This window comes from Acinetobacter sp. YH12064, assembly GCF_013419735.1.
GTDB lineage: Bacteria > Pseudomonadota > Gammaproteobacteria > Pseudomonadales > Moraxellaceae > Acinetobacter > Acinetobacter amyesii.
On sequence record NZ_VOZP01000002.1, the window covers coordinates 293,407 to 315,233 of the forward strand.

Sequence of the window (21,827 nt, forward strand, 5' to 3'; positions counted from 1 at the left end):
GCAAACTTTCACCTCTGTTTTAGACCTGTCATCTACACGGTCTCAATGTCAATTTGGCATGTTTTTATAATGATTTAGCTCAATTGGTATTTATCAGTTCATATACAAATTCCTTCATCCAGTGCTTACTTATAATTCTCGTAGCAATTTTTTGAATGCGGTCTTATCAAATTTTTGCCATAAAAAAAGGCGCTGAATGCGCCTTTTTTAAGTCCAAATTACTTCGGATCTTTACTGCCGAACAATGGACCCATGCCACCGCCGCCAAATTGTTTTTGCATATTGCCCAATGATTTCATCATTTTTGCCATACCCGTTGGGTTGGCAAATTTCTTCATCATTTTCGCCATTTGCGCATGTTGTTTAATGAGTTTGTTCACTTCTGCAACATCCATACCACAGCCTGCTGCAATACGTTTTTTACGGCTTGGATTCATCAAGTCTGGGTTACGACGTTCTTTAATGGTCATCGATTGAATAATCGCTTCCATTTTCTTCACTTGCTTTTCAGGATTTGCTTGTGCAATTGCATCTTGAATCCCTGAGTTGCTCATGCCTGGAAGTTTATCCAAGAAGCCCATCATGCCGCCCATTTTGTTCATTTGTTCAAACTGCATCAGCATATCTTCAAAGTTGAAGCTACCGCCTTTTTGCAGTTTTTTCGCCATTTTTTCGGCTTTTTCTTTGTCGATTTTACGTTCAACTTCTTCGACCAAAGAAAGTACGTCACCCATACCCAAAATACGCTGTGCGATACGTTCAGGATGGAATGGCTCTAGGGCATCGAGTTTTTCACCCATACCCAAGAATTTAATTGGCTTGCCAGTAATGGCACGAACAGAAAGTGCCGCACCACCACGTGCATCGCCATCTGTTTTTGTCAGGATCACACCCGTCAAAGGCAAGGCATCGTTAAAGGCTTTTGCAGTATTCGCCGCATCCTGACCAGTCATGGCATCAACCACGAACAATGTTTCAGTTGGCTTAATTGCTGCATGTAGCTCTTTAATTTCATCCATCATTTCGTCGTCTACATGTAAACGACCTGCTGTATCGACAATCAAGACATCAGCAAATTGAATTTTTGCTTGCTCAATCGCACGATTTGCGATGGTAATCGGTTTTTCGTCTGCGCTTGATTCAAAGAAAATAGCGCCAACTTCACCTGCAACTGTTTGTAGCTGTTTAATCGCTGCTGGACGATAAACGTCGGCAGATACCATTGCTACTTTTTTCTTTTGACGTTCTTGTAAGAAACGTGCAAGTTTTGCCGCAGTGGTTGTTTTACCCGCACCTTGCAAACCTGCAAGAAGCACAACAACTGGTGGTTTTGCCGCTAGGTCTAGGCTTTCATTCGCCTCACCCATCATTTTGGTCAATTCGTCATGAACGATTTTGACGAAAGCCTGCCCCGGTGATAACTGAGTCATCACTTCTTGGCCCAATGCTTCTTCCTTAACTTTCGCGATGAATTCACGAGTTACAGGTAACGCAACATCGGCTTCAAGAAGTGCCATACGTACTTCGCGTAACGTATCTTTAATATTGTCTTCGGTTAGCTGCCCTGAGCCAGTAACATTTCTTAAACTCTGCGTGAGTCGTTCTGTTAAGGTATCAAACATTGCAAAATCCGCTTAAAATAGCCATGAGCAAAAAATTGTTTCTTAAAATAGAAAATTTATGCATAGAATGCTATAGGATACTTTAGTTCTTGCAGAATTTATATAAATGAATATTCAACATCCTGAAAAAGGTTTGACATGATCAGTCTCCCCTTGGTTTACACGATCCTAGCATTAATCGCTTATACCACGTCTTTTTGGTATTTATTCAGCCATTTAATGTCTAAACGTGCGCCGAACCATTGGTTTATTGGTGTTGTACTTGGTTTAGGCATGTTATTGCATGCAGGTGTTTTATATAACGACATGTTGACACCTATGGGTGTCAACTATGACGTGTTCAACCTGATGTCTTTTACTTCAGGTCTCATGCTATTACTCAGTGTGTTATTTAGTACCTATCGACCTGTGCTTGCAATGAACCTGTTGGGCATTCCTGTGGCAGCGACAGGGTTGATTTTGGGCTTCGCATTTAGTCGACAAAATCAATTTATAGAGCAACATTCACTGGGTTTAGATATCCATATTATTTTGTCGCTTTCCGCGTATGCCGTCCTGCTGATGGCAACTATTCAAGCGGTTATTTTGCGTTTACAAGACCGTGAACTGAAAAACAAGCAGAAAAAACGTGTATGGGTGAGCCTGCTTCCATCCTTTCAAGCCATGGAATCTTTGCTATTTGATTTATTGATTGCTGGATTTGCACTACTGACCGTGGCGCTTGGGTTTGGTTTCTTCACCATCGATAACTTTTTTGCACAGCATTTGGCGCATAAAACTGCCTTTAGCATCATTTCATGGTTCGTCTATGGTGCCTTGCTCATTGGGCATTATCGATTCGGCTGGCGTGGTCAAAAAGCCATTCGCTTTACCATCATTGGTTTTTGTCTCTTGGCAGTGGGCTTTATTGGTTCTAAGTTTATTTTAGAAATGGTTTTGGGCCGCTAAGTCGACGATGAAACGATTTTAAGTTTTATTAAGAAGGGAGCTAAGGCTCTCTTTATTATAGCTTGATTATTCACACAGAAATAACTGGCATAAAAAAAGCGCTATACAGCGCTTTTTTTTCATTACGTCTAAATTATAGAGCAACGATGTTTACAGCATTCGGGCCTTTTTGACCTTGAGCGATGCTGAAAGAAACCTTTTGGCCTTCTTGCAAAGTTTTGAAGCCAGAACCAGTGATTTCGCTAAAGTGAGCAAAAACGTCAGGACCGTTGTCTTGTGCAATAAAACCGAAACCTTTAGTTTCGTTGAACCATTTAACTGTACCAGTAACTGTATTAGACATAATAATACCTATTAATTTGTTGATTTAGCCATTGGATGATGACTGACTATAACTTGGAAAATAATAAAGAATTGAACTTCATTTCTGTAAAAAACGAAGGATTATGACTAACACTGCGATACTTAAAGAAAATTTACGAAACAATACTTTTTTTCTAGTTGCAGCCATCATACATGAAATCTTAAAAGATTCAAGCACAGTATATGTTGTTGATTCCATTAAAAAACAACAGTAAAAGCCATCTTCTTATTATTACTATCCATATGTATTTACTCATTTTATTGTTAAAGTTTTATGTCAGTCAATACTTTACGACTTTGGTCCTAATTTCACCAAATAGTTACATAAAATCTTGTCATTTCGTATTCCGCGTCACCTTAAGCACAAAACCTAGACATCCCTTTCAAAACCACGTATAACTCCGTTTTCAATTTTTGGCTGTATGACCGTGAAACTTGTTCTTGCGCCGATGGAAGGCTTAACCGACCCAATTATGCGAGATGTGTTGACGCATGTGGGGAGTTTTGACTGGTGTGTAACCGAGTTTATCCGTGTCACGGACTCTGTCCTGCCCGATCATATTTATCATAGCTATTGTCCTGAACTAAACAATGAAGGCAAAACTGCAGCAGGAACACCGGTTCATGTGCAGTTCTTAGGTAACAATCCCACTATGCTCGCGGCAAATGCTGTACGCGCGGTAGAACTTGGTGCCCCTGCGATTGATATGAACTTTGGTTGCCCTGCAAAAACCGTCAACCGCCACCGTGGTGGTTCAGTTCTGCTAGATGAGCCTGAAGTGGTGTATGAGTTAGTCAAAGCTGTGCGTGATGCTGTTCCGAGTCATATTCCTGTATCAGCAAAAATGCGTTTGGGTTATATGGACCGTAACTTCACTATGGAAAATGCGCATGCCATCGAAGATGCCGGAGCTGCATGGGTTACAGTCCATGCGCGGACTAAAGCCGATGGTTATACCCCGCCTGCCTTTTGGGATCAGTTGCAACCCATTCGTGAAGCATTGAAAATCAATGTGATTGCCAACGGTGAAATTTGGAACAATGCCGATGCCAAACAGTGCCAACTCGAATCCGGTTGTGAAGACCTAATGATTGGTCGTGCTGCGGTGACCACTCCTGACATTACACAGTGTATCCGTCGTAATACCGATGAACCGCTGATTACATGGCATGAACTACTTGGATTACAAATTCGTTTCTTAAATGGCTCGTATAAAAAAGAAATGAATATGGTCGGTCGTTATAAACAATGGCTCGGTATGATGTCGAAACATTACCCAGAAGCCAAAGTCCTTTGGGATGAAGTAAAACGTGTCAAACCACTCGATGAAATCGTGCAAAAACTCAAAGCCGGTATTTGAGTTTTAAAACACATCGCCCAATGTTAAAACGAAAAAGTGTGAAAACACCTATCTAAGCGTAGCCGCAGAGCCTTTGATTATACCTACAGTGTTCAAAGGCTTTATTGTTTGGCAAACTCTAAAATTGCGTCGATCTCATCTGCCAAGAACTCTTTAGGATGTTCCGAAGTCGGGTTCATCACCAAGCTTGCGCCTTTGGTAATCGCAAATAATTTTTCAGCACTGATCATGACAAACTCTGCATCTGCACCAACATCCTGTTGAAGCATCGCAAGACTCAGAAAAAATGGAATGGCTTGTTCGCCCTGTTCCGTTTCCATCAATTGAAAATGTAAATGCTGCTCTGTATCACGCTCACCCAAACAATATACTTGGCTGGCTAAAAGTTGCTGATAAAAGTCTTGGTATTGCTCAGGATGATCTAAAGTCGATTCATAAAGATGTTGAAGCGTGTCGTTCATTGTTATTGTCCGTCTATTTTTATCAGTCAGATACTGTTCACAATCCACAGCATACAGGAAGTTTATGAATTATGCCGTTGATTTAAATCTTCAACGTGCTGTCGATTTGTTTTCCACGATTTTTCTAAAATTTCTTTTTCTAAACGCAACTGTATTCGTTTAAGTTTCATTTCAGAGATCACGGGTTGCTGAAAGGTTTGAACATAGTCCACCCAAGCTGTACCCCGAAATACATTCGACGGCATCTCTGTTTTAAACACTGCTTCAGGCATAAAAACAATCACAGAATGCATATTGTCTTTATCCACAATATCGCTCAACACCTGTTCTAACACTTTCATATGTTTATAATTTTGGTGAATTGGATTTTGAAATTTAAAACTTTTTTTATAAATTTTTTGCGTCCATTGTTTTTGTCTCTCGCTCCCAAAAATCCAGCCCTTATAGTTTTTAGTTTCAATCACAAACACACCAAATGGGCTTAACAGAAGATGATCAATTTGAGTTGTAGCTCCTTCGCCATCTAGTAAGGTCAAATCATTTAACAATATATAATGGTCTTTCAAATAAAGTTTGACATGAACAGCGACAGCAAACTCCCCCATTTTCCCCTTTAAATAAGGTTTAAATGCTTTGATTGCCCCCACAATCAGTAACAATGGAATTAACCACCACAACGTCGAAATGAGGGGTGCAAAAAATTGAGAAATATTCATCGATTTGATTCATTATTTTAAATAAGTATATTTTCTATTTTATTGTAATTTCTCAATTTTTAACAATATTTCTTTATTTTCTAGACCACCAGCAAAACCCACTAATTTTCCATTTGCGCCCACGACACGATGACAGGGTGCAATAATTGAAATTGGATTTTTACCATTGGCTGCACCGACAGCACGTACGGCTTTGACATTGCCGATCTGCTCTGCAATTTGTTTATAGCTGCGAGTTTCTCCAAAAGGAATCGTCAATAAAGCTTGCCAAACTTGTTGCTGAAATGCGGTACCTTCAAAGTCTAGCGGCAAGTCAAATTGCTGTCTTTTACCCGCAAAATATTCATTTAATTGCTGTGCGGTTTTGAGCAAAATCGGGTGTTGTAGATCTTCAACCAAAGCCGCCAATCGCACACGATTTGGATTTTCATTTTCCCAAAGGACAGCCACCAATGCGGTTTCATGTGCAACAAGTTTTAATTGTCCAACGGGTGAATCTAAAAACTGATAAGAAAGTTGCATGAGATACTCCAAGCTCAAAATCGCAGCACTTCATTATTCAGGAGGACGATAATTTCATCAAGACTAGTCCTGAAATAATCAGGACCGCAGCTAGCATACGCATGGCATTGGCAGGCTCACCCAATACAACGATGCCGAGGATAAATGAACCCACTGCACCAATGCCTGTCCATACTGTATAGGCTGTACCCAGCGGTAAGGATTTCATTGCATAAGACAACAAAGCGAAACTTGCGATCATGAAAACAATGGTCAAAATACTTGGCGTCAGTTTGCTAAAGCCTTCAGAGACTTTCATACAATATGCCCAGACCACCTCAAGCAATCCCGCTACAATTAATAAAACCCAAGCCATATTTTTACCCATAAAAAAAAGCACAAAAGGCTTTTACCTCTGTGCTTTAGAACATATTAACTTGAAGATAATTTCATCAAGATTAGACCAGAAATCATCAGTACTGCGGCTAACATCCGCATGGCAGTTGCAGGCTCACCCAGTATAAAAATACCCACAAGAAATGAGCCAATCGCGCCGATTCCTGTCCAAATGGTATAAGCTGTTCCCAGAGGCAACGTTTTCATGGCATAGGCCAATAAACCAAAGCTCAGGATCATAAAAAATAAAGTAACTAAACTTGGGCCAAGTTTTGTAAAGCCTTCTGAGAGCTTCATCGAATAGGCCCAAACGATTTCAAAAATACCAGCGAATACTAGAACAACCCAGGCCATGATGCCTTCCTCCATATTAGTAGAGTCAGGTCGTCCTGACGATTTTTCTTACTGGCTTTGAACAAAGATGTAAGGGAGGTCGTTCCTCCGAATATTGTCTCAGTATAGCAAATATGCTGAATTTTAGTGCAGTCTTTACATTTTTTGACCAAATTCAGGGCGTTATTCAGTTAATAAAAAAACTTGCACAGATGAATTGCGCCAAAACATGGCATGTCTGTTCAAAGGATAGATTCAGACATAAAAAAAAGGCATCACCAAAACCTATTGATGATGCCCTCTTTATTTGGTCTATTCGCCGATTAGAACTTCAGACGAAGCCCTGCGCCATACCACCATTGTTTTTCACTTCCAGTTTCAGCTTGCCATGCCGTATGCTGATTTCCTTTTTCGTAGCTGTAAGCAACATCGATAAATGGCATCAGCTTTTTATTGATTTCATAGCGTGTTTCTAGCCCTAGCCATACAGAACTGAGTCCTGTTTTTTGTGCATAAGCAGAGTCATCACTCAGCACCACATCTAGGTTCAAATATGGTTTTAAAATCAATTTTTGGGTCAGCAGCAAATCACGTTCGGTTTCTAAAGAAAAACTGACCTGTTTATCTGCACCAAGATATAAATAAGCATCGGTTTCAAAGAAATACGGTGCCAGACCATGCAAACCCACCACAGCATCTAACTGTTCTTTGTCCGTCACTTGATGTTCATCGACCCGATAACGCGCACCAATTTGCGCATCCCAAAAGTCGGAGATCATACGGCTATACATCAATTGAGCCGCATAATCTGCATCTTGAGATTCTGCTTTATCCGCATGTAATTTGATGAAGAGCTTATTTTCATCGGTCCCGATTCGACTCTCAATTTCGGTCTTTAAACTTCCACGGCCATCGGCATTATTGAGCCATCGATTGTCTATCTCAGTCGCTTGATAAATCTGTCCACCATGTTCACGCTTATGATCAACAGGGTGCTGCGCAGAAGCAGCACGTGACGCAATAGATGATGCATTTGCATGTTCTGCATGTTCTGCATGTTCTGCATGTTCTGCATGTTCTGCATGTTCTGCATGTTCTGCATGTTCTGCATGTTCTGCATGTTCTGCAGTATGCTCCATCTTGTTCGATTCGATCCTTGTTTGCATCACTTGATGCGACGAATCATGTGAGGAATGCGACTCATGTTGAGCTAACATCGACATGCTGTGATGTGCATCTTGCGCCATGGTCATTTGAGTGACCGATGCCAAACCTAAACTCAGTACTGTATATGTGCATGATTTAATGATGCGCATGAGACACCTCCTTTTTCGGCACAGATGCTGTTTTAGTATTCTCCGCGACATTTGCGACCACAAGTTTATTCATCATCCCTGCGGACATGTGATACAGCAAGTGACAATGAATCGCCCATTCCCCTAATTCATTAGCCGTTAACAGAGCCGTGACAGTTTTCCCCGGCGGCACAATCACCGTATGCTTATTTGGCATTTCAGAAGATACTTGCCCATTTTCCAATTGCATAAACATGCCATGTAAATGCATCGGATGCGCCATCATGCTGTCATTGACAAATTTCAGTCGGATTCTCTCACCATATTTCACCTTTAGTGGTTCAGCTTCACTGAATTTTTTGCCATTCATGGTCCACATATAGCGTTCCATCGTTCCTCCCAAATGAATGACCAAATCTTGCGTCGGTTCACGTGTATCAGGCTGCGGGGTTAACGCTTTTAGATCACTATATTGCAGTGCCTTATCACCCATAGGTGTTGATGCATTGGCCCAACCCATAACCGTTGCTGAATTTTCAACTGCCTGCTTCTCCTCTTTAGACTGTGCATGCTCCATCGCTGTATGCATATCATGTTTCATGGATGAGTTTATTGAGGAGTGGTTCATAGATGAATGATCCATCACACTATGATCCATATTGGCATGCGCTGAATCAGACATATTCTGTTTATGCATATCTGGATGCTGCATAATAGTATGCGCAGTCACTGGAGAATGGTCCATGTCATGTCCCATAGCTGCATGATCATGAACTTGTTTCGGCTGAATATTTGACGGATTGACAGTATGCGCGCTGTACTCATGAGCATTCGCTTGCTGGATTGCTGAAGTTTGGGTTGAACCTGTAGCCGTATGCTCCATATTGCTATGATCCATACCTGCCATTGAACCATGCCCCATATCTTCCATGGTCAGCAAAGCGCGTGGTCGTGCTTTTGGCATGTGAATGCCTGTGTGCTGAGGCTGAGTTTCATCATGTAATGTACCGATCGCAAATCCTGTCCGATCGATCGACTCAGCCTCTATCTGATAGTGCGCAGATTTAGGCTCTACGATCACATCGTAGGTTTCCGCAGCACCAATTCGGAATTCATCCACAGCGACCGGCTTGACCGCTTGGCCGTCTGCACTGACCACCGTCATTTTGAGCTGAGGAATGCGCACATCAAAAAACGACATGGCCGCAGCATTTACAAAACGAAGTCTGACTTTTTCATTGGGCTTAAACATCCCCGTCCAGTTCTGCTGTGGTGTTTTGCCATTCACTAAAAACGTATAACCCGTGACATCAGACAAATCCGTTTTCAGCATTCGCATCTGATTCCACATCGAACGATCTTGCCAAGTGTTTTTTAAACCTGTTCGTTGAATTTGCGTCCATACATCTGAAACTGTTTCACGCTGATTTTGATAGTATTCGGCAGACTTTTTCAGATTTGCCATAATCTGAGCGCTAGATGATTCATGAAAATCCGACAGCATGACCACATAATCACGTTGCGTCTGTTCATGTGCGGCAAGTGCTTGTTTACCTTTCGGATAAATTACCAAAGCGCCATACAACCCGTCTTGTTCTTGGCCTTTGGAATGCGCGTGATACCAATAGGTTCCGCTTTGACGGACTTTAAATTTGTAAGTAAAGCTACCATCAGGCTGTATTTCATTGAAACCATTAAAGCCGGGTACACCATCCATTAAGCCGGGCAGCAATAGACCATGCCAATGCACTGAGGTATTTTGTTTTTTGAGCTGATTATGCACATGGATGACCGCATCATCGCCTTCTTCAAACTCCAGTAATGGTGCTGGAAACTGACCATTGACGCTGATTTTCTTGACCGCTTTACCAGTCAAATTGATGGTCTTTTCATCAATATTCAGATGATATTCTTTAATGGCTGCAAACGCCCACGTTGGTGACAGCAGACATACCCCGAGCACGAGGCCTGATTTAAATAAATTAGACATGACTTAACCTTTATAAAATAACGAAAAAACGTATTTAAAACTCAGGTTAAGCTTGCGGGGGTCTTAGAATTTCTTGCCAAAAGCCTTTTAAATGCTGTCCAGCAAAAATGAAACGAGGGGGTTCTGCATAGTGATGCACATGGAAGGTCTGCAATGCGACCAAGGCGCTATCGACATAAGAGGTACTGATTTGGCAATGTGCGAGTGTACAGTCCTGACAGTCTGCACTTTGTGTCGTTGAATGATGCGCCTGACCATCTTGCAGTGCAGATGTCGCATCTAAAGATTGATGACAATCCATCATTGAAAAGACTTCTGGTGTCGTCTGCTTACCATGATGTGCTGCATGCTCAGGAACAGCTTGCCGCTGATTTTGATGGCAATTTGCTATATTTGAACGTGAAGGATCAGTATGTGCTGCATGAACTGGTGCCTGATGGGCATTCGCTGTCATCATTTGTTGATGTTGAAAATTTTGCTGTGCACTGACCACACTGCTCCACCCCATGACAAATGCCATGAGCCAAGCAAAGCCAAGATGCTTACGCAAAAAATTAAACAATTTAGTATCCTAATTCAACCCAATGATGCACTGTGACAATATATCCCTATTAACACATCTTTAGAAACATCACGCGATCAGCTCAGCCGAAATCCGCATGAAACACCATGATGATATTATTTACGATTCAAATGCAATCACATGACATTTGTATCAACATGACATGCAGCTCGACCGATTTATCCATCATGAACGATACATTCAGAAATATCTAAAAGCACTATCTAGTGCGATCGATGATGTGTTTTGCCAGTCGCAGCGTATCTCAATAGTTGCTAACAGCATAATTAATTGTGCAGTTATTCACAACAGTTTTAAATTTATTGCGCTGTCATAAAAATCAGCGCATATCTTCCAGTTAAAACATAAAAGTTATTTTTTAAACTGATTAATTATTTACCATAGATTAATAAACATACAGCATTTCAAACACTTTACCCCATAAAAAAAAGGACTCAATTGAGTCCTTTTTATACTTAATACGTCTAATTATTAAACCATTGATGCACAATCGTTTATAATTTACCCAAGTTATCCATATAGTTATCTACACAGATATCCATACAGTTATCCATATAGTTATCCACAAGTGAGGAATAACTTATACCCAAAGGCTTAAGCCTCTTGAGCATGCACTTTTGCCAACTCTGAACGCATGTCATCAATCACAGCTTTATAATCAGGCTTACCAAAAATCGCTGAACCTGCAACAAACATGTCTGCACCGGCTTCAGCAATGTCACGAATATTGGCTGGAGTAACACCACCATCCACTTCTAAGCGAATATCACGACCTGAAGCATCAATAATTTTTCGTGCTTGACGCAGCTTTTCCAAGGTCATTGGAATGAACTTTTGACCACCAAAACCTGGGTTCACACTCATCAACAAGACTTGGTCAACTTTATCTAAAACGTAGTCTAAATAATGCAGAGGTGTCGCAGGGTTAAACACCAAGCCCGCTTGCGCACCGCCAGATTTGATTAACTGTAAAGAGCGGTCAATGTGGTCAGTCGCTTCTGGGTGGAAAGTGATGATATCTGCGCCAGCTTCCAAGAAATCACCAATCATACGGTCTACCGGTGAAACCATTAGATGTACATCAATTGGCGCCTTAATGCCGTATTTTTTCAATGCCTTACAAACGCCCGCACCAAAAGTTAAGTTCGGTACATAATGATTATCCATGACATCGAAATGAACAACATCTGCACCTGCTTCTAGAACGTTTTCAACTTCTTCACCTAAGCGCGCAAAGTCTGCTGACAAAATTGAAGGTGCGATTAAGAATGGCTTGGACATGAAAAACCTAGCTTTGAAAAGGGAGTGATTGACGCATTATAGCAAATTGTCCCCCTATTCGCTGCCCACGCCCTAAGTCGTTTTTTCGATACTGATGATTGATATCTCTATAATAAAAAAACCTAGGATGAACTGATGTTACTTAGTAATATCAGAAGCGAAATTTGATTCAAATAAAAAACGATACGCGGTAACGTCATCCGCAATTGTTTGAGATAGAACGACTTCTCATCAAATTTTTTTTTTGCAATACTTTAAATAAATAGACGCTAGAGAGCGAGTTTTGCGGTGAGGAGCATTGCTCCGCAAGATGGTTTCCTTGCGAAGCTTCGCTTCTCATTTTGCCTAATGAGAAACATCGTTTCGTAAGAGTACCTCCAGCCGAAGGCTAATCCCTTTATTTAAGTCCTAGATGTAAGACTCCGTCGAATTGACTTAAATATCATTTTAAAAAATGCAAAATTATTTTTTGCTTACGTAACATCAGTGATTAATATGGATAAAGATCTCAGGGATAGAAACACAGCGTTGCATATTTAGACTTAACGAGCATCTATGTACTTTGCTAAGTTAAAGGACTGACGGCTTAATAATAAAATTGCATTTATGAAAAGTTCAACACAAATCACCACCGCCCAAGCAGCACGTGTTGCTAAACGCTTAGTCAATCATTGGAAACATAAATTTGAAGTCAATGAACAGCTCATTGGAGAAAATACTGCATTCAAGATTCAACTGCCCTCTGCAGAGGTCAGTCTTTTACCACAAGCTGCTTTTTTAGATGTGGTGATTTCAGCCCAAGATCCAAGTGCAAATCTAGATCTATTGGAACATGTGGTTTTAGATCATTTGATCCGCATGGGGCAAGAAGAACTCAGTGCAACATGGCAACGTGAACCGTAGTCTACGTCGCCATATTGTCAAAGCCTTTCACTCAATGCTGATGTGATTGATAATTTCTAACTGCATCAATACGGGCTTTCGTCGCTGGATGTGACTCAAAGAAGTCTGTCCAAGATCTCTGATCTTTTGCAGTTTCATCCTCTGCACCTTTCTCTTTTGCTGTTTCACCATCAGCTTCATCTTCCATACGTTGTAAGAAGTTTGCAAAATGTGCCGTTGGAATTTGATGTTTTGAAAGTTGTTTTACGGCATATAAATCTGCTTCAGATTCAAAGTCTCGTGAGTAACTCGCACCCACCGCAGCAACCGGTAAACTGGTAAGAATGTCAGAGCCATCCCCTGTGATCATCAACAAAATAATACTGATGCCTAAACCTGACAAACTTTGCTGCAAACTATGGCGTTGAACTAAATGCCCCTGCTCATGTGCAAGCACACCAATTAACTCATAATCATTTTTCGCTAATTTAACCAACTCATCTGTCACGATAATGGTGTTATTGGGTATCGCCAATGCATTTGCACCGATACTGCCACCACCGCGGAATAACAACTTCGCAGGACGATTTTCAGCCACCAATTGTTGATATTCTTGCTTTAACTTGTCTTGACGTGCTTGTGGCAATTTTGTGGGTTCAGTTATATCGATAATATATTTTTCCGCCTGATCCCCCCAACTCTTTAACGCTGTCTCAGGCAGTTGATTGGCCACCACATGTGACGCTGCTGGTATGCCCCATTTAATCAATACAAAAGCAAACGCCACCACGAAAATCACACTAAAAATGATTAAGGAGGGTGAACGCTCCAACTTCCAAATCGAATGCCAACGCGACTTTACGTCGAGATTAAACCACTCTGGCAAGGGTTGATGAAACTCTAAACGAGCATCATCCTTTAACTCAATCACTGGCTGAATATCACCTAAAGCACCGATCAGCGTCATATCTTGATAGGTGTAGTGCTGCGTTTGTTCTAGGTCTTGACCATAACGCACAATCACAGCATGTTCCCCATCTGCGCTGATTTGAGCAACAAAGGGTTTTGACACTTTCCCATCATAATAGGTTGCATTCACTACTGATGTTTTCATGTAATTCACCTACGTTATAAGGAAATATCTAGGTCAAAAATATCGGATAATTCTTCAGCAATCGCATTGTGATCTTGCTGCATTTGATTTTGTAATTGGTCAGGATCATCGACCAACATTAAATGCAAAGATTCTGTCTGATATTTATATAGTCGAACAACTGCCCATGGTGTCAGTAAACCGAGGCTAACCACTTTAGCCAACCAATTACTCAAGACAATCCATGCATAGCGCCATTGATTACAGTCCGTATGAAACTGACTGCGGCTCAACGTAGTGTTATTCCATGTGGTAATAAAAATACGTGCAGCTGTGAGTGGCCAAATAAACATATAGCCAATCAAATACATCCCAAAAATAATGAAGACGTAAGATGCGTCATTTAAACCATCTGAGCTACCAAACAATATCGCAAAGATCACCGCCAGCAATGCACCAAAGCCCATAAACAGAAATAAAGGCACATACATGGCACGCATATAATCGCCCCAAGTATTATTCAGATTAAATTTCAACTGCCCCAGATACAAATGATTCAGACATTCACGTTTATATAGCCAGACCGCAACTGGTGTAAACAAACCAAGGGTAAAGACAACCACCGCAAGACATTTGACAAAACACCAATACGCGCTTTTATTCGTCCCTGAAAAAAAGAATCGGCTATTACTAAATTTACTGTTGCGAGCACGGAAACGAATCGTAGATCGAATAAGCCAAGGAACCGCAAAGAAAATCAGGACAAATCCCGCTAAGAAAGCTTCCCAAGAATACTTTATAGCAAAAGAGAAACCACCATAGACCACTAACGCAATGATTCGTCCAACTAAAATTTTTGTAGGCAAACCAGTAAAATCAAAACGACGCTGAAATACCCAAGTATTACCGTAAAAATAACGTAAACGGCGGACCTTTGCCCAAGGCGCATAAAGTCCAAGCGTGACAATCGTCAGTAAGATATTCACAATCCAAATACCGAAATATTCAGACGCATTACCTTTGAACCTAAAATGATAATTTCGTCCCAAGACATCAGCCTGTTCTGTCTCACCAAATAGACTCGGTGGATTCATCACGGGCAGCTCTGGCGGAAGCGGCGTTTCCATTTGTGAATTTTGCATAAGTACCCTAAATTATTTTTTTTTGGTATGTCGAATTTATTCATCTGCATGGCAATGCTCATCACCATGCTTTATTTATACGTATATCAAAGCAAGTTATGCCTCAATATTTTTAACCACTGGCTTTTAGATTAATGAACTACTGTTTGCAATTGGACAGCGTGAAATTGCAAATGATCGTCCATAAAACTTTGAATAAAATAATAACCATGATCATAGCCTGCATGTTCACGCAGTTCGAGTGGCTGCCCAACTTGCTCACACGCTTGCTGAAACAACGCCGGATTTAACTGGCTATAAAATTGATCATCAATGCCTTGGTCAATCAAAATGGCTTTAAACAAAGCCCCTTTGGTTTGCACTAAAGCTGTAGCATCGTGCTGAAACCATTGCTGACGGTCTGAACCTAGATATTGACTAAAAGCTTTTTCGCCCCATGGACACTGACTCGGCGCACAAATCGGTGCAAAAGCAGAAACCGATTTAAACAGGTCAGGATGTTTCAACGCTAAAGTTAATGCACCATGACCGCCCATACTATGTCCGAATATGCCAATCGCACCTTTTTGTAGCGGAAATACTGCCTGCACTAGCGCGTACAATTCTTCAGTAAGAAAACGTTCCATTTGATAATGCTCGGCCCACGGTTGTTCCGTTGCATTAATATAAAAACCTGCGCCTTGCCCAATATCCCAATGATCACCTTGTGCTACCTGTTCCCCACGTGGAGAAGTATCAGGGCTGATTAAAATCAGGCCGAGCTGCGCAGCTAAACGCTGTGCATGCGCTTTAATGGCAAAGGTTTCTTCAGTACAGGTTAATCCAGCCAAATAAAACAATGCAGGACACGCTTGGCCTTGTAAGGCTGCTTCTGGCAGAAAAATACCAAACTTTGTCGTGGTCTTTAGACTTGAAGAATCCAATTGATAAATGCGCTGCTCACCCGCAAAACAAGTATTTCGTTGTACTAATTCCATGATCTTTATCCTAAACTTTTTTAATCTTTTAAGGCGTAACCGTCGTAGCCGGTGCAGTAGTTGTCGGCGGGAACAATCGTTGTTCTAATTGAGGCAACATTAATGCCATGTTTTTCCCCATCGACCACTGTGGCTCAGAAGGTTCGAAACCTTGCGCGGCTTCCCATTTCGCTACAGTCGCTTTGGTTTCATTAAATGCCGCTTGAATACTGGTCTGCTCACGCATCGCCTGGTCAAAGAACGCACGACCAAAATAGGTGTATTCAGCTTCATTCGAACAGCCAAAAGACTGTCGATCAGCTGCCGATGCTGTAATGATTAAAGTATTATCATTTTGCAGTGCTGGAATAAAACTGCCTGAATAACATGAAGAAATCACAATCACACGCCAACGAATTCCGGATGCATCCAAGGCTTCTTTTAACCATTTAGGATCGACTTGCGCCAAATCCAAAGGTGCATTTTCCATTTCAAAGACATTCGGTAAACCATGTGAGGTCATATATAAAAATAAGACGTCACTTTCTCGGTTCATCTGCTGACCAATACGACGCAGCGCCAACTCCATACTGGTTTTAGATGCCAGCGGAATTTCAGTGCGCGTTGCAGGGTTATTGATAAGCTCAACCGAACGCCCATAGGTGCCAAAACGTGTATCAAACTGTTCTTTAATCCGTTCAATTTCCAGTTTAAAGACATCTTGATAACTCGCACCTGCCACCCCTAAGAAGTACCAATGGGATTGGGCAAATTCACCATATTCCACTGCGTCCAAGGATTTATTGAGTAAACGGCTTTGTGCATAAAATGCATCTTCAGCAAAGCTTGGAGGAACTTCTTCTACTTTCCAAATCGGCTGATCTTTGACTGAGACTTGCCACACGACCAAAGTAAATAGCGTCGCACCCATAATCAGTGCTCGCTCCCACCATGGCCATTTCAGCTCACGTGAAAACACCCAAACGACAGCCAAACTTTGCCAAACAAATAGAATAATGAATAACGTTGGAATGTAGTCATACAGAAAGTATGGGAGAAAATCGAGATCTCCCAAATATTGAATCAAACATTGAAACAACATGATGTGCGTATCAAGCACCAACCAAAGCAATGCAGGGACCAGCATTAACCGTGGATTATTTACACGTTGTGATAGGAAAATCCCCACAATTAAAGCAATAAATGGCCACAATGCATAACTTATAAGACCTTGAGCGTTAAATTCACCAATACGCCCCGTGCTCAGCCAACTAAATAAACTGTTAGCACAACCACCTAAAATCCCCCAAAACACCAATTGTAAAATCGATGGACGAACGATTTGTAAAGAACGACGAGACCCAAAAAATAACCACATCCCCGCAGTTTGGTTGCTTTTAAAATCATGCCAAAAATTGATGGAGGGTTTGAAATCAATCATAGAGTTCTAATGGTGGCCTTGGCTCGCTTAATTGCACAAATAATTTTATGCCTGATGTCGTTTTTAGCAATGCTATTTTTTAACTATATAACAAATCTTTGAACAATATTGAAGCAAATATCATTTTAAGTCACAAGATCATGTTGGAAATATGCATCAAAGCGACAAGCATCACCTTGCCACTGATGTTGCGGCTCTTGATTCGCTAAAAAAACCGCCAATCGTGGACGTTTAACCACGACACGTTTAGCAATTTTTTGTGCTAAATCCAGTAAATTATCACCTAAATCCATTTCACCATCTTCAGGTAACAGTAAATGCAATAATTGCATTTGTTTTTTGACCTGAGCTTGCTTTTTGACGGCTTGCTGGTTTTGATCTCGCTGTGGAAACATCGGATCGAGATAAACCACATCAAAGATTTGATTGATCGTCGATAAATGTTTCAAATAATCTGCCGAATCTGAAAAGACCAATTCAATTCGTGCCACAACCGAACTTAAAAACGCATCTTGCTGCGCACGTTGATGTGAGTCTTCCAATAGGGTAAATAAAATCGGATGACGTTCCACAAGGGTCACATGCGCACCCAAATGGGCCATCAATAGACTGTCGTGCCCTAGCCCTGCGGTTGCATCCACAAGCTGTGGCTTTTCAGCCAAATTACACGCACGTGCAATCATCTCAGACTTTAAGGATGCTCGCTTTAAACGCCCCACTTCTGCTTTCCAATCGGGTTGCATCTTCATGCCATTGGCCGCTAACCACAAACCATCTGCATCGACACACAAACTGAGTTCAGAGTTTAAACGTAAAAAACGCGCGTTTAATTTTTCAATCAATTCAATATTTACAGATACACCACGTGAAGAAAGCACAGCAGAATACTGCTGTGCTTTCTCATGAAACTCTTGTTCTGTGTATAAGCGGATTTCGCTTACCATAATTTCCAGCCTGTAAATGCGAACAATAAAATCAATAAACCTGAAACAATTCGATACCACGCAAAAATCATGAAATCACGTTTTGCCACATAAGCGACAAGCGCACGAATTAAAATCAATGCAGAGACAAATGAAACGATTAAACCAACGGCGATCACAGTCCAATCTTGAGTGCCTTGAAATACATCATAGCTTTGATATAAATCCAGTAAACCTGCACCGACAATAACAGGAATACCCAAAAAGAATGAAAACTCAGTGGCTGCTTTACGGGAAACACCCAAGAACATAGCACCAATAATGGTTGCACCTGAACGTGAAGTCCCTGGAATTAAAGACAAAACTTGAATTAAACCAATCCAAATCGCATCTTTAATGGTTAAATCTTCTACTTCTTTTGCACGCACCTGCGGTGGATTTTTTTCGATCCAAATAATGATCAAACCACCGATAATCAACCCCATAGCAATCGCAATGTTATTGAACAGCAGTTCTTTCACCGTCTGACCAAACGTCAAACCAATCAACACGATTGGAATCGAAGCGAGAATTAAGCCAAAACCTAAACGGCGACCTTTTTCTTCACCAGTCACCATACCGGTTGCTGCGCCCCACAGGCGGCCCCAGTATTCATAAATCACCGCCGCAATCGCACCCATTTGAATTGCGATCACGAAAACATCACTTTTTTCTTTGGTCCAAAAGTTCATTAATTCTGAAGCCAGAATTAAATGCCCTGTACTTGAAATCGGTAAAAATTCGGTAATACCTTCAACAATACCCATGATTGCCGCTTTGAGCAGCAGTAGAAGATCCATATATAACCCTAATTATGGCTTGCCTTGTTCTGAAATTTTCTTCCAGGCGTTATCTCGTAAATATACGGGCAATGCAAGTTCAGCACTCACCCATGCTTTTCTTTGCGCCGCTTCGCGGGCAATAGTAGCAATATCTTGTGCTGTTGCACTTAAGTCTTTGTATTGTGTTTGTTCTGATTGAATGAGCTCACTACCAGAACCCACGACAGTAAATTTGATCTGTGGTGTGGCATCTGCGTAACTTAATAATTGTTCTTCATCTACAGCCTGCATAATGCCATTGGCATCGAGTTGATAGCTTGCGATATACACTTCTTGCATGCGAGCATCAAGGACTGCTGTTACTTCAGTCAAACCATGTAGACGATGCGCCGCTTGAGCCAAAGCTTGCAAAGTCGAGACTGGAACAACAGGTACGTCATTGGCCCATGCCAAAGCCTGTGTTACCGCTGCATTAATACGAACACCACTAAATGAGCCAGGCCCACGACTAAATGCAATTGCATTTAAATCCGCTAACTCAATAGCAGTTTGATTAAGCCCTTGCTCAATCATTGGGAGAATGGTTTGCGTCTGCGCTTTTGCCCGTAAATCGAGTTGAAAATAAAGCTCTTGAGTTTCATCTACAATCGAGACGGAACACTGCTCATTGGCAGTTTCCAATGCCAGTAATTTCATGCGCAACCTTAATTAAATTTAATCTTAAAAAACGTTGAATATGATACTCCACTCCATCGCAGTTCGCGAGATTTTCCACCTCAGACACAGCGCTTTCTATATTTAATCTATAAAAAAAGCCTCGACAAACGTCGAGGCTCTTTTGCTTGCCATATATAGCGTTCTAAAGTTCAGCGACTTCGAGTTGAGTAAAATTTTTAAAATGAGCGGCATAGTGCATGGCACTCATTTTTAGACGTGCTTCGGCTTGTTCATCTAAAGTCTTGACGACTTTACCCGGTGAACCCATCACAACAGAATTATCCGGAATCACCTTCCCTTCTGGAATTAAAGCATTCGCACCAATGATGCAATTTTTACCAATCACAGCATGATTTAGGACCACGGCATTGATTCCGATCAGACTATTATCACCTACGGTACATCCGTGTAGCATGGCTTGATGCCCAATCGTGACATAATCACCAATGATCATTTCAATGCCCGCATCGGTATGCAGCACCGCATTTTCTTGTACATTGGTAAAATCACCCAGTTTGATACGACTGTTGTCCCCTCGAATGACGGCTCCGAACCAGACACTCACTTCTCGGCCTAATTCAACTTGCCCAATGACCGTTGCATTTTCTGCAACCCAACCATCCCAAGGTTGATGCGTGGCTTTCGGGCTATATCCTTGAAATTTGTACAACATGATCAAACATCCTATTTTGACTTTCTAAAAATGATTTATGGCTCACGGCCCAAATGAAATGAAGGAGAATTTAATAAAAAAGGCCATTCTTTTTGATAATTCAGACCATATTGAAATAAGGAAATCAGCATCCGTGCAGTCAAGCCCCATACGATTTCGTTTTCGATTCTTAAACTGGGAAAATAAAGCGATTGCTGGGCAAAACGAACTTCATATGGCGTTGGCGGTGTTTCTAAAAGCTGTCTTAATGATGCAAAAAAAATACGGTCAATTTCAGTGGGTTGAGGTATCAAATTTACGTCAGGCGGGATCAATCCCACGATCGGTTTAACTAACATTCCATTCCGTGCTTTTTGCATTGGTAAATCACCCAAAAGTTGCACATCAAATGGATTTAGAGCGGTTTCTTCTTGAGCTTCTCTTAACGCCACCACGATATTACTGGTGTCTTGGGCATCACGTTTGCCACCGGGAAAGGACACCTCACCGGCATGATTATTCATATAGAGTGAGCGGCGGGTCAATAAAATGCGTGGATTATCTTCTTGGGTAATCGCAATCAATACAGCAGCATGCGCAGGTTGAATACGCTTAGAAAAACGTAAACTTTGCTGCAATCGCTGAGTCAATAAACCCTCATCCATCCACATTACATCCTTATAATTATCTTGTTGTCATCATAGCTGAATTTCGGCCAAGCTGGTTAGAAATGATGCCAAAGTTTTATTTTTAAGTTATTCTGACGGTTCACACAATCCATGACGATGAATATGAACTTTTGCTCAAACTGCGGACAAAAAACAAAAGAAGCGATCCCGCTTGGAGATCATCAGATACGCCGTATTTGTACCGCATGTGGGTTTATTCATTATGTGAATCCTAAAGTCATTTGTGGTGCTTTAGCCGTTTGGGACAATCAAGTTTTACTTTGCCGTCGAGCGATTGAGCCACGCTATGGGCTGTGGACATTACCCGCTGGCTATATGGAACTCTATGAGACAATGGAGCAAGGCGCAGCACGTGAGACTCGCGAAGAAGCCGAAGCAGAAGTCAACATTGAGCAACTGTATTGCATGTATAACATTCCCCGTATTGGGCAAATTTATGCCTTGTTCAAATCTGAACTAATCAATGGAGAGTTTGGTGCGGGTGATGAAACCATTGAATCACGATTATTTAGTGAAGAAGATATTCCTTGGGATGATTTAGCCTTTCCTAGTGTGGAAAGAACGCTGCGGCATTATTTTGCTGACCGCAAAACAGGTCAGTTTGCAATGCATCTCGAAACCCTCGGTACGCGACTCGATCACACAGGTTAATTTACAGATC

At 41.4% G+C, this 21,827-nt stretch carries 24 protein-coding genes; 4 read left to right on the forward strand and 20 right to left on the reverse strand.

What is annotated here, in order from left to right:
- Positions 1–218: 218 nt before the first annotated feature.
- Positions 219–1,622: a signal recognition particle protein gene (gene ffh / locus FTU13_RS03040; RefSeq protein ID WP_078191163.1), complete on the reverse strand. Its 1,404-nt coding sequence runs from the start codon at positions 1,620–1,622 to the stop codon at positions 219–221.
- A gap of 138 nt (positions 1,623–1,760) precedes the next feature.
- On the opposite strand from ffh, the gene FTU13_RS03045 reads away from it, so the two are divergent.
- Complete coding sequence (locus FTU13_RS03045; RefSeq protein WP_078191164.1) at positions 1,761–2,570, forward strand: inner membrane protein YpjD; 810 nt, start codon at positions 1,761–1,763, stop codon at positions 2,568–2,570.
- A 133-nt stretch (positions 2,571–2,703) separates the two neighbouring features.
- Here FTU13_RS03045 and FTU13_RS03050 read toward each other — a convergent pair whose 3' ends face one another.
- Positions 2,704–2,913, reverse strand: a complete 210-nt coding sequence (locus FTU13_RS03050) for a cold-shock protein (RefSeq protein ID WP_067761877.1) — start codon at positions 2,911–2,913, stop codon at positions 2,704–2,706.
- Between the two features lie 448 nt (positions 2,914–3,361).
- Between FTU13_RS03050 and FTU13_RS03055 the strand changes: the two genes are divergently transcribed.
- A complete protein-coding gene (locus tag FTU13_RS03055) occupies positions 3,362–4,294 on the forward strand; it encodes a tRNA-dihydrouridine synthase (RefSeq protein WP_180126107.1) in 933 nt (310 codons plus the stop codon).
- 101 nt (positions 4,295–4,395) lie between these two features.
- Here the strand turns inward: FTU13_RS03055 and FTU13_RS03060 are convergent, their stop codons facing one another.
- The 9 genes from FTU13_RS03060 to rpe all read right to left on the reverse strand — a co-directional run bounded on the left by FTU13_RS03060 (position 4,396) and on the right by rpe (position 11,850).
- Positions 4,396–4,755 (reverse strand): SseB family protein, encoded by a 360-nt coding sequence (locus FTU13_RS03060; RefSeq protein ID WP_180126105.1) that lies wholly within the window; start codon positions 4,753–4,755, stop codon positions 4,396–4,398.
- Positions 4,756–4,817: 62 nt separating this feature from the next.
- Positions 4,818–5,471, reverse strand: a complete 654-nt coding sequence (locus FTU13_RS03065; protein WP_180126104.1) for a nuclease-related domain-containing protein — start codon at positions 5,469–5,471, stop codon at positions 4,818–4,820.
- A 39-nt stretch (positions 5,472–5,510) separates the two neighbouring features.
- Positions 5,511–5,993, reverse strand: a complete 483-nt coding sequence (locus FTU13_RS03070; RefSeq protein WP_168378519.1) for a methylated-DNA--[protein]-cysteine S-methyltransferase — start codon at positions 5,991–5,993, stop codon at positions 5,511–5,513.
- A gap of 37 nt (positions 5,994–6,030) precedes the next feature.
- On the reverse strand, positions 6,031–6,348 hold the full coding sequence (sugE, locus tag FTU13_RS03075) for a quaternary ammonium compound efflux SMR transporter SugE (RefSeq protein WP_078191206.1): 318 nt from the start codon (positions 6,346–6,348) through the stop codon (positions 6,031–6,033).
- A 56-nt stretch (positions 6,349–6,404) separates the two neighbouring features.
- Complete coding sequence (locus FTU13_RS03080; RefSeq protein ID WP_180126102.1) at positions 6,405–6,722, reverse strand: multidrug efflux SMR transporter; 318 nt, start codon at positions 6,720–6,722, stop codon at positions 6,405–6,407.
- A 302-nt stretch (positions 6,723–7,024) separates the two neighbouring features.
- A complete protein-coding gene (locus FTU13_RS03085) occupies positions 7,025–8,017 on the reverse strand; it encodes a copper resistance protein B (protein WP_180134424.1) in 993 nt (330 codons plus the stop codon).
- Positions 8,004–9,986, reverse strand: a complete 1,983-nt coding sequence (locus tag FTU13_RS03090) for a multicopper oxidase domain-containing protein (RefSeq protein WP_180126099.1) — start codon at positions 9,984–9,986, stop codon at positions 8,004–8,006. The genes FTU13_RS03085 and FTU13_RS03090 overlap by 14 nt, the downstream gene beginning before the upstream one ends.
- 46 nt (positions 9,987–10,032) lie before the next feature.
- On the reverse strand, positions 10,033–10,548 hold the full coding sequence (locus tag FTU13_RS03095) for a hypothetical protein (RefSeq protein WP_180126097.1): 516 nt from the start codon (positions 10,546–10,548) through the stop codon (positions 10,033–10,035).
- A gap of 615 nt (positions 10,549–11,163) precedes the next feature.
- Complete coding sequence (gene rpe / locus FTU13_RS03100) at positions 11,164–11,850, reverse strand: ribulose-phosphate 3-epimerase (RefSeq protein ID WP_078192356.1); 687 nt, start codon at positions 11,848–11,850, stop codon at positions 11,164–11,166.
- Between the two features lie 606 nt (positions 11,851–12,456).
- Here rpe and FTU13_RS03105 point away from each other — a divergent pair.
- Complete coding sequence (locus FTU13_RS03105) at positions 12,457–12,753, forward strand: DUF2218 domain-containing protein (RefSeq protein ID WP_180126095.1); 297 nt, start codon at positions 12,457–12,459, stop codon at positions 12,751–12,753.
- Positions 12,754–12,784: 31 nt separating this feature from the next.
- Here FTU13_RS03105 and FTU13_RS03110 read toward each other — a convergent pair whose 3' ends face one another.
- The 9 genes from FTU13_RS03110 to FTU13_RS03150 form a co-directional block, all read right to left on the reverse strand.
- Positions 12,785–13,846 carry a M48 family metallopeptidase gene (locus FTU13_RS03110; protein WP_180126093.1) on the reverse strand — a complete coding sequence of 354 codons (1,062 nt, stop codon included), beginning with the start codon at positions 13,844–13,846 and terminating at the stop codon, positions 12,785–12,787.
- Positions 13,847–13,860: 14 nt separating this feature from the next.
- Complete coding sequence (locus tag FTU13_RS03115; RefSeq protein WP_180126091.1) at positions 13,861–14,967, reverse strand: YjgN family protein; 1,107 nt, start codon at positions 14,965–14,967, stop codon at positions 13,861–13,863.
- A 131-nt stretch (positions 14,968–15,098) separates the two neighbouring features.
- On the reverse strand, positions 15,099–15,944 hold the full coding sequence (gene fghA / locus FTU13_RS03120; RefSeq protein WP_180126089.1) for an S-formylglutathione hydrolase: 846 nt from the start codon (positions 15,942–15,944) through the stop codon (positions 15,099–15,101).
- Between the two features lie 28 nt (positions 15,945–15,972).
- Positions 15,973–17,364, reverse strand: a complete 1,392-nt coding sequence (locus FTU13_RS03125; RefSeq protein WP_180021433.1) for a C13 family peptidase — start codon at positions 17,362–17,364, stop codon at positions 15,973–15,975.
- A gap of 125 nt (positions 17,365–17,489) precedes the next feature.
- Positions 17,490–18,308 (reverse strand): class I SAM-dependent methyltransferase, encoded by an 819-nt coding sequence (locus tag FTU13_RS03130; protein WP_218955093.1) that lies wholly within the window; start codon positions 18,306–18,308, stop codon positions 17,490–17,492.
- Entirely contained in the window at positions 18,302–19,126 is an 825-nt protein-coding gene (locus tag FTU13_RS03135; protein ID WP_078191179.1) for an undecaprenyl-diphosphate phosphatase, read from the reverse strand. The genes FTU13_RS03130 and FTU13_RS03135 overlap by 7 nt, the downstream gene beginning before the upstream one ends.
- A gap of 12 nt (positions 19,127–19,138) precedes the next feature.
- A complete protein-coding gene (gene tsaB / locus FTU13_RS03140) occupies positions 19,139–19,804 on the reverse strand; it encodes a tRNA (adenosine(37)-N6)-threonylcarbamoyltransferase complex dimerization subunit type 1 TsaB (protein WP_180023100.1) in 666 nt (221 codons plus the stop codon).
- A gap of 163 nt (positions 19,805–19,967) precedes the next feature.
- Positions 19,968–20,498 (reverse strand): gamma carbonic anhydrase family protein, encoded by a 531-nt coding sequence (locus tag FTU13_RS03145; RefSeq protein WP_180023099.1) that lies wholly within the window; start codon positions 20,496–20,498, stop codon positions 19,968–19,970.
- 35 nt (positions 20,499–20,533) lie between these two features.
- Complete coding sequence (locus FTU13_RS03150) at positions 20,534–21,142, reverse strand: CoA pyrophosphatase (protein ID WP_078192365.1); 609 nt, start codon at positions 21,140–21,142, stop codon at positions 20,534–20,536.
- Between the two features lie 126 nt (positions 21,143–21,268).
- Here FTU13_RS03150 and FTU13_RS03155 point away from each other — a divergent pair, with 126 nt between their 5' ends.
- Positions 21,269–21,817 carry an NUDIX hydrolase gene (locus FTU13_RS03155; protein ID WP_180126340.1) on the forward strand — a complete coding sequence of 183 codons (549 nt, stop codon included), beginning with the start codon at positions 21,269–21,271 and terminating at the stop codon, positions 21,815–21,817.
- Positions 21,818–21,827: the final 10 nt, after the last annotated feature.